7 protein-coding genes and 1 other RNA gene are annotated in these 4453 nt (G+C 57.8%); 2 read left to right on the top strand and 6 right to left on the bottom strand.

Going from position 1 to position 4453, the window contains the following annotated elements; all coding sequences use genetic code 11:
* Positions 1 to 297 precede the first annotated feature (297 nt).
* The 5 genes from JK202_RS16035 to JK202_RS16015 form a co-directional block, all read right to left on the bottom strand.
* The gene (locus tag JK202_RS16035; protein WP_211562483.1) at positions 298 to 1113 is read right to left on the bottom strand and encodes a TIGR00282 family metallophosphoesterase; all 816 of its coding nucleotides are present in this window, start codon (positions 1111 to 1113) and stop codon (positions 298 to 300) included.
* 21 nt (positions 1114 to 1134) lie between these two features.
* Positions 1135 to 1704, bottom strand: a complete 570-nt coding sequence (locus JK202_RS16030; RefSeq protein ID WP_211562481.1) for a 5-formyltetrahydrofolate cyclo-ligase — start codon at positions 1702 to 1704, stop codon at positions 1135 to 1137.
* Positions 1691 to 1847: non-coding RNA, 6S RNA (gene ssrS, locus JK202_RS16025), on the bottom strand. The genes JK202_RS16030 and ssrS overlap by 14 nt, the downstream gene beginning before the upstream one ends.
* A 49-nt stretch (positions 1848 to 1896) precedes the next feature.
* Positions 1897 to 2241 carry a cell division protein ZapA gene (locus tag JK202_RS16020; RefSeq protein ID WP_211562479.1) on the bottom strand — a complete coding sequence of 115 codons (345 nt, stop codon included), beginning with the start codon at positions 2239 to 2241 and terminating at the stop codon, positions 1897 to 1899.
* Between the two features lie 3 nt (positions 2242 to 2244).
* The gene (locus JK202_RS16015; RefSeq protein WP_349291882.1) at positions 2245 to 2571 is read right to left on the bottom strand and encodes a hypothetical protein; all 327 of its coding nucleotides are present in this window, start codon (positions 2569 to 2571) and stop codon (positions 2245 to 2247) included.
* Between the two features lie 44 nt (positions 2572 to 2615).
* Here JK202_RS16015 and JK202_RS16010 point away from each other — a divergent pair, with 44 nt between their 5' ends.
* Both JK202_RS16010 and JK202_RS16005 read left to right on the top strand, forming a co-directional pair.
* Positions 2616 to 2933, top strand: a complete 318-nt coding sequence (locus JK202_RS16010) for a hypothetical protein (protein ID WP_249200189.1) — start codon at positions 2616 to 2618, stop codon at positions 2931 to 2933.
* A complete protein-coding gene (locus JK202_RS16005; protein WP_211562475.1) occupies positions 2920 to 3498 on the top strand; it encodes a thiamine phosphate synthase in 579 nt (192 codons plus the stop codon). The genes JK202_RS16010 and JK202_RS16005 overlap by 14 nt, the downstream gene beginning before the upstream one ends.
* Here the strand turns inward: JK202_RS16005 and JK202_RS16000 are convergent.
* A complete protein-coding gene (locus JK202_RS16000) occupies positions 3469 to 4254 on the bottom strand; it encodes a fasciclin domain-containing protein (RefSeq protein ID WP_211562473.1) in 786 nt (261 codons plus the stop codon). The genes JK202_RS16005 and JK202_RS16000 overlap by 30 nt on opposite strands.
* Positions 4255 to 4453: the final 199 nt, after the last annotated feature.

Genomic DNA, 4453 nt, shown 5'->3' with positions numbered 1-4453 from the left:
CCAGGAACTTAATCCCAGATCACCAGCACCAAAACGCCGCCAACATATCCCTTCCAATTCCATATTCAATTTTCAAATATCGTCATCCCCGCCGCCCCAGAAGCCCTCAGTAAGTGAGCCCCGCTGCGTCGGTGAACGGGCTTATACGGGGAGCTCAGCAGAGTGTCAAACAGAATTCACAAGGCACTTATCAACAGAAGAAATCCCGGTTTTCCGGGATAAATGGGACTAACCCCCGCTATTCATTGCGAATCGTACTCGAAAAAAGGCGGATTTTTCTCAATTTTTCTGCTTTTCTCAGAAGTCCGGCCAGTTGGGAGCCAGATGGCCGCCAATGCGCAGCGGAGCGACCTTTCGGGCAAGTCCCGTGGCATCATCCGTCTCCACCATAAGACCGCAGACTGTCGCCTCCCCTTCTGCGGGTTGCGGCCGATCTCCGGGGATTTTGCGAACAAGCTTATGGAGAGAGGCCGGTTTGCCCATTCCAATGATGCTGTCGTAGTCCCCACACATTCCCGCATCTGTCTGATAGGCCGTGCCTGCGGGAAGAATGCGGTGGTCCGCTGTGGGAACATGCGTGTGCGTCCCCACCACAACGGACGCCCTGCCATCGAAATAGGCCCCAAAGCCCATTTTCTCACTGGTGGCTTCTGCATGAACGTCAATCAGGATCGCATGAACGGTCACGCCCAGACGATGTTTGGACAGAATTTCGCTGACGACCCGGAAAGGATCATCGAGCGGATCCATGAAAATACGCCCCATCACATTGATGACCAGTGCCCGGCGTCCACGGCTGATCTCGACGATATGACTCCCCTGCCCCGGGGTTCCGGCAGGATAGTTTGCGGGTCTGACAATATGGGGGGCCTGGTTGATGTAGCCGATCATGTCCCGTCGATCCCAGGCATGGTTGCCCAGTGTAATCACATCGACACCCGCACTGTGCAGGCTTTTGGCTATGTCGGTAGACAGACCATAGCCATGTGAGGCGTTCTCACCATTGGCGACCACCAGGTCCAGCGAGAGTTTCTGGCGCCAGTCGGCCAGATTCCGGATGATGGCTTCACGCCCGCTACGCCCGATAATGTCGCCAAGAAACAGCAGTCTCAACAGTCAGTCTTTCATAATAGTTCAGTGAGGATTGGTCCTAATGACGCCGCACTCGGTCACGATCGTTTTTAACGGAATATCGTAAGGACCTGTTGGAACGGCATCGATCTGCTGGCCGGCAAAGCCAAAGCCTATTGCCGGGACGTTCAGTACCGCCAGGGTGCGATCATAATAACCGCCGCCATATCCAAGCCGATAACCAAAGCGGTCAAACGCCAGAAATGGAACGAGAACGAGATCCGGAACATCAATGTCACCCTGAGGATGCGATGTTCCGAAGCGACCAGCCGTCATGGACGTTGAAGGCGTCCAGCGTCTGAATATCAGTGGGGAGCCCTTGGGCGTGGTTTCCGGCAGCAGAACCTGCCGCCCGCTTTCAGACAGGACATGACACAGAGGCCGAAGATCAACTTCTCCAGCCAGAGGCCACACAGCAGCAATTTTTTGAACCGGCTGCGCCAGAATTTCCTTCAGAAGGAAATAACGCAGTGCCTCTTCATCAACAGGAGAGGCCATCGTGCAACGCTCCGCCATTTTCCGGCGCAGGTCTTTTTTCAGAACGTCGAGGTCGGAGAGGTGTGGAGCCGCCAAAGCCGTTGGTCTTTTCAGCCCTCCTAGACCTGCAAGTGCAGGTGGGCACCGGTTAACGTGACCAGGGCCACGACAGAGCCAGTTCCCGTAGGAATGCTTATCGGCCCGGGGGATGATTTGCCTGACGCACCAGGCAGCTCCACGACATATATTAGACTGTCCGCAGCGATGTTCAATGCAAACGTTAAAGAATCAGGACGCACGCTCAAGTTCGGCAGCGAGAAGCTCTGCCTGCCCCGCCAGTCGGGCCAGACGCTCCTGACGTCCCCCCTCAAGCTGAAGCAGTTGCCCGGCCTGCTGGATCTGCGCTTCGGCCTGAGGCGAGATCTGCCGACGCTTCAGCTCAAAAATCTCGTCGGCCATCAAAAGAGCCGCCATCATGAGTGTCTTGGATTCGCTTGCAGCCCCACCAAGGCTTCGAGCGCGCTGAAGCCAGCCTTCGACATGACGGGCCATGTCATAAAGATGGGCTTCTTCGCCATCCTGACACCCGACATTATAGACATAGCCATTAAGACGAATGGATACCTGTCCCATCGGTCAGCCCTCCTTCCTGTTCAGCACGCCCTGAATACGGGCACACAGCGCATCAATATTGGCCGCAAATTCCGAGAGATCAGGGGCGGAATGCAGGGCGCGTTCACAGGCCTCCCTGGCCAGAACATGGCGTTCCGACGCAGCGGCAATCCGCATCATGGCTTCCTCAAGACGTTCAACCGCCTTATCGTCCTGCACAATACCTGTCTCGTTTACCGCCACGATCTTCCCGTTCATGCAATCATTATGCCAGTAAAATGCCCAATACAGACCCGCTCCGGCCCGTTCCTCAGGAAAGACCCGATCCCGTTGCCGGGTCAAGGACGTCACTGCCCATTCACTATCCTGTTTTCGTCATTTCGTCGCGTCATGAGATGGATCAGACTGTTCAGCGCCATGGGGAACAGTTTCTTGCCCTATCCGCCGAAAGTGCAGGCAGCAGCTTTGGTATTCCCTGGTGGCTGAACGTCATGACGGCACAGGCCGGGCTCTCCATTCTGGACTGCGGTGGCTCGCCTGCACTGGCACGGCAGGCGCTGGATGCCGGGATTGGCTGGGCAATCTGCCGGGCTGGCGCCGCACAGTTGCGGGCGCTGGAAGCCTATGACCAGTACCGCGGGCGTATCCTGACGTTCAGACCGCCTAGCTCCTGTCCCGACAATCTGCGAGAACATTCCCATGACATCCTGTGATCTCTACCCCGTTCTGCCCGCCGGTTTCAGTCTGGACGCTGCTCTGGACGTGCTTCGCGATGTTCTGGCGCTGCCTGAAGTTACAGCCCTGCGGCTGCCTTGCGGATGGACGCCGGAAAAGGCGCAGCTTTCGCAGCTCGTGGACCTGCTGCATGCCAATGGCGTTGCCATGATCCTTGAAGTCGGCCTTCCGCTTTCCGGAACGTCGCAATCCCTTCTTGGAACCTGTGACGGCCTGCATGCCGCCTGCGTCGAGGATCTGATTACCCTGCGCAAAACAGTCGGAAGCGATATGGCGATCGGCTGCGTCTGCACCAATCGTGACGATGCCATGAAAGCAGGCGAATCGGGTGCAGATTATGTCGCGTTTCCAGCCGGGGAGAAGGAACTGGTGACGTGGTGGAGCTCCGTCATGGAGCTACCGGGAGTCGCCGAAAACATCCTGACCACGGACGACGGCGCATTGGCGCTTGCCGCCGGTGCTGACTTCCTTGCCATCCCACTTCAGTTTGATGGCAAGGACGCAGAGCGGTTTTCAGCGATGGCGGCGCTTGCGGCCGACTGAAACCTTTTCAGGGGCCGGTACTGGCAGAAGCGTGTCCTGGGTGATGTAAAGAACACCGTTGGACTGTGGGAAAGACTTGCCGGACAGACGGTTGGTCTCTCCAGCCGTATTTTCGAGCAGCAGTTCGCCCGTCCGGGGAGAAACCTGCACACCCAGCAGGTCCCCATACAGGGTTTTCAGGCCGATCGCGTGGCCATGATTGCGTCTGATCGCCCGGCGCAGAGCGGCTTCATCCCATTTTCCCTTGGCAATCGTGTAGCCCAGAATATGGACAAGCTGCCCCCGGTTGCCCGGTGCAAGCAGACCGCCCGGCCAACGCGTGTTCAGACGCTCCATGGCCGCATTGGGAATGGCGAACAGCGTATAGGGTCCCGGACCACTGATCCACGGATCCAGTTTCGCAACGCGTAGTGCCTTGACGTAATCTGCCAGTTCCAGAGCGCCCGAGATGTTTTCATCAAGCGGACGGTCCTCGTAGGACATGACTGGCGGCGCGTGATACGCCACGGGGCTATTGGGCGTCCCGTCCACGCTCGGCTGATAGGCTTTGTCCGAATTTCCCGGAATCATGGACGCCCGGGCGCTGATCTGCGTCTCGAAGCTGTCCTGATAGTTCTTCGTCCAGTCGGTACCCTGCCAGTCAGGATCGCCACAGGCGGAGAGTGTGGCCCCCAGAAGAAGCCCCACGCCGAGTTTCAGTCCCTTTCCCCAGCCCGAGAACCGTCCTGAGGAAAAAACTTCGAGTCGCACATCCATGCCTGATCGCACCATCCTGTGAGCGGGAAAGACGACCATAGAGCAGGTTAAGTGATTCAGCACCCGTCCCCGCGCATGGTCCATCCGACGACCTTGCCGCTGACCAGCTCGAATGTCGTCTGACAGCTGGTGTTGTAATAGGTTGCTGGAAAACCGCCACCCATTCCACCCCAGCCGCCGCCCATGCCGCCCCAGCCTC

This window comes from Gluconobacter sp. Dm-62 (assembly GCF_018256155.1).
Taxonomy (GTDB): Bacteria; Pseudomonadota; Alphaproteobacteria; order Acetobacterales; family Acetobacteraceae; genus Gluconobacter.
Note: the sequence above shows the minus strand (reverse complement) of the source record. Positions and strands in the feature narration are given on the sequence as shown.

Coding starts and splice junctions, on each gene's coding strand:
- JK202_RS16020 (WP_211562479.1), bottom strand. CDS start 2,241: ATGGGACAGGTATCCATTCGTCTTAATGGCTATGTCTATAATGTCGGG.
- JK202_RS16010 (WP_249200189.1), top strand. CDS start 2,616: ATGGATCAGACTGTTCAGCGCCATGGGGAACAGTTTCTTGCCCTATCC.
- JK202_RS16005 (WP_211562475.1), top strand. CDS start 2,920: ATGACATCCTGTGATCTCTACCCCGTTCTGCCCGCCGGTTTCAGTCTG.
- JK202_RS16000 (WP_211562473.1), bottom strand. CDS start 4,254: ATGGATGTGCGACTCGAAGTTTTTTCCTCAGGACGGTTCTCGGGCTGG.